The 3,257-nt window shown below is 73.5% G+C and carries 3 protein-coding genes; all 3 read right to left on the reverse strand.

Going from position 1 to position 3,257, the window contains the following annotated elements; all coding sequences use genetic code 11:
* Positions 1-109 precede the first annotated feature (109 nt).
* From N2041_RS14150 to N2041_RS14160, 3 genes are read right to left on the reverse strand one after another with little or no spacing between them, the layout of a single operon-like run.
* Entirely contained in the window at positions 110-1,417 is a 1,308-nt protein-coding gene (locus N2041_RS14150) for a hypothetical protein (protein ID WP_297679223.1), read from the reverse strand.
* Positions 1,418-1,448: 31 nt separating this feature from the next.
* Complete coding sequence (locus tag N2041_RS14155; protein ID WP_297679224.1) at positions 1,449-2,138, reverse strand: TIGR03943 family protein; 690 nt, start codon at positions 2,136-2,138, stop codon at positions 1,449-1,451.
* Positions 2,132-2,992: a permease gene (locus N2041_RS14160; protein ID WP_297679225.1), complete on the reverse strand. Its 861-nt coding sequence runs from the start codon at positions 2,990-2,992 to the stop codon at positions 2,132-2,134. Before N2041_RS14160 ends, N2041_RS14155 begins: the two co-directional genes overlap by 7 nt.
* Positions 2,993-3,257 lie beyond the last annotated feature (265 nt).

Here is a 3,257-nt window from a genome sequence, read left to right on the forward strand (position 1 = left end):
AACCTCCAACCTCCAACCTCCAACCTCCAACCTCCAACCTCCAACCTCCAACCTCCAACCTTCAACCTCCAACCTCCGGGGCGGGGAACGGGGGCGGGGCGGGCGGGGGCTACGGGAGCCAGCGGGGGACGTCGCCGCCGGCGGGAAGCGGGGTCCGCTGGCCGGTTTCGAGGTCGAGGACGATGGTGGTGAACTGCTGCGCCGTTTGCACGGTGTAGACGATGGCGCGGCCGCCGGGGGCGAGGTCCCAGTGCAGGACGAGGTCGGTGCCCGCGGCGAGGGCGATGGCGCGCAGCTGTCGCCCATCGCGGACGCTTTCGAGCAGGAGGTCGGTGCCGGTGCGCTGGGGGCCGATGACGCGCCGGAGGGTGGCGACGGTCTCGGCATCGAGGAAGCGGGGCGCGGAGCGGATCTCGCCTTCGCGGCCGAGGGTGAGGTCGATGGCGCCGTCGAGGCTCACGACGCGGACGGGCTGGGGCGGGAGGGCGCCGCTGGCCGAGCGGGGCACGCTTTCGAACGCAACGATGCGGGAATCGGGCGACCACGCGGCGGCGCCGCCGCGCGGCTGGCCGAGGTCGCGCCGCTCGCCGGTGGCGAGGTTGACCACGATGAGCCGGGCGTCGCTCGGCGAGACGTAGGCGAGGTGCTGGCCATCGGGCGACCAGCCGGGGTAAAGCGACGGCAGCCCTTCGGGGTCGAGCGTGGTAACGAATTCGCCGCTGAGGCGGACGAGCCAGGCGCGCGGCACGCCTTCGCCGCCGCCCGGGAGTTCATCGCGGCGGACGACGGCGAGGGTGGCGCCATCTGGCGACCAGGCGACACCGCCGATGTTGATGGCGGGGTCGAAGACCAGCGACCGGCCGGCGCCGTCGCTCACCTGCACGAGGGCGAGGCTGCCGCGGCCGTCGGCATCGGCGGCGACGACGGCGACCTGCGCGCCATCGGGCGAGACGGCGTAGTCGATGATGCGGGGCGCGCGGGCGAGGATGCGCGGCTCCTGCCCGCCGCGGAGTTCGACGAGGCGCTCTTCGGCCCGGCCGGGGGCGACCTGGATGACGGCGACGCCGGGTTCGCGGACGGTGAAGCGGTGTTCGAACGGTTCGCGCAGGGGTTCGCCGGCGCGGCCGAGGCTGCCGGGGGCGAGCCGGACGGTGTACTGGCCGGGTTCGAGGACGGCCGCCGGGAGGAAGACGAGCGTCCGGCCGCGCCAGCGGATGGCGCCCTCGAGGGGCGGTTCGAAGGAGAGCGCGGCCTCGACGGCCTCGCGGGAAGGTTCGCGGTCGAACGTGAGCGTGATTTCGCGCAGGGTGACGGGGGCCGGGACGGCGGCATCCGGCTGGGCGAGGACGACCTGGACCCGGCGCTGGTCGCCGAGGAGGAAGACGGCGGCGAGCACGCCGAGGACGATGGCCGTCACGGCGCCGAACGCGGCGAGGGCGGGGCGTTCGTCACGGATAAATGTACGGATTTTGCGGCGCCTCGATGGGGGTGACGGCGGCGGCGAGCACGACGGGCTCGCCATCCGGGCCGATACCGACGCGCCCTTCGACGCGGACCCACTGGTCGTTCGTGAGCGCCCCGGCATCTTTCCATGCGACGGGCAGGGTGAACCCCTGCGCATCGGCGATACAGCAGGCGACGACGAAGCGGGCGACGCGGAGGCGGTCGGGCGGGTCGTCGGGCTTGCGGAAGACGAAGCCGATGACGTCGACCGGCTGGCCGGCGATGGCAGCCGGGTCGGCGGTTTCGAACTCGTAGGCCCACTGGTAGATGTTGCGGCGGGCCGGGTCGGCGGCGCTGGCGGAGGCGCCGAACTGACGGGCAGCGGTCGCCGCGAGGTCGAGGTTCGTCGAGGCGAGCGGGCGGGGGGTGTAGGCGGCGCCGAGGAGGAGCGGGAGGCCGATGAAGGCGGCCGCGAGCCCGCCGGCGAGGGTGGGCCGGGCGCCGTCGCGCCGGCCGCGGCGGAGGGCATCGGCGAGGGTCCACGCCCCGAGCAGGAGGAGGCCGGCGGCGGTGACCCAGAGCACGGGGACGTACCAGCCCTGCACGATGTTGCGGGCGCTGCCATCGGCGAGGCGCCACGCGATGAGGAGGCCGAGGGCGGCCGCCGCGCCGCCGAACGCGAGCCGCCTCACCATGCCCGCAGCTCCGCGATGGCGGCCCCGGCGAACGCCACCTGCGCGCAGATGACCACGAGCAGGACGACGGCCGGGCCGGAGAAGAGGCGCAGGTACATCGGGATCGATTTCAGGTTGACGAGCGGGCCGAACACGAGGAAGCCGAGCGCCGGCCCGAGCCCGATGGCGCCGCCCAGGCCGGCCACGACGAAGGCATCGACGCTGGAGCAGATGCTGAGGAGGAAGGCGAGGAACATCATCGCGGCGATGGAAAGGAAGACGCCGCGGGCGGAGAGGAACTCCTCCTGGTCGGCGAAGACCTGGATGGCGGCGGCGAGGGCAGCGCCGACGACGAGGAACTGGAAGAGCTCGAAGAACTCTTCGAGGATGCGCGGCGCCCAGGTCGAAGGGCCGGCGGGCGCATGGCCTTCGGCGCCGGGGGCATCGGACGCGGCATCGAGCGGCAGGGCGATGTCGCGCCGCAGCCGGGAGACGACGATGGCGACCGCGACGGCGGCGAGGACGGTCAGGAGGAGCCGCAGGATGACCAGCTCGGCGCTGCGGAAGGCGAGCCAGGTGGTGACGATGACGATGGGGTTGATGACCGGGGCGGCGACGAGGAAGGCGAGGGCGAATTCGCGCCGGCCGGCGAGCGCGAGCCGGTGGGCGAGCGGCCGGTTGCCGCAGTCGCACATGGGGAGGACGAGGCCGGCCGAGGCGCCGGCGGCGACGGCAGCCGCGGGGTTGCGGAGCGCGGCCGTGGCGAGGACCCGTTCGACGAGCGGCCCGGCGACGACGGAGATGACGACCCCCGCGAGGAGGAACGGCGTCGCCTCGAAGAGGAGCGCGAGGAAGATGTTGGCGAAGTCGCTCACGGGGACATGGTAGCGGGAACCGGGAAGCGGGAAGCGGGAGGCGGGAAGCGGGAACCGGGAGGCGGGAAGCGGGAGGCGGGAGGCGGGAACCGGGAAGCGGGAGGCGGGAACCGGGAACCGGGAGGCGGGAAAAGGGGGAGGCGGGAGGCGGGAAGCGGGAAGCGGGGAACGAGGGCCGGGGAGAGAGGATAACCTCCAACCTCCAACCTCCAACCTCCAACCTCCAACCTCCAACCTCCAACCTCCAACCTCCAACCTCCAACCT

Origin of the sequence: Tepidiforma sp., assembly GCF_026419595.1 — a bacterium.
GTDB lineage: Bacteria > Chloroflexota > Dehalococcoidia > Tepidiformales > Tepidiformaceae > Tepidiforma.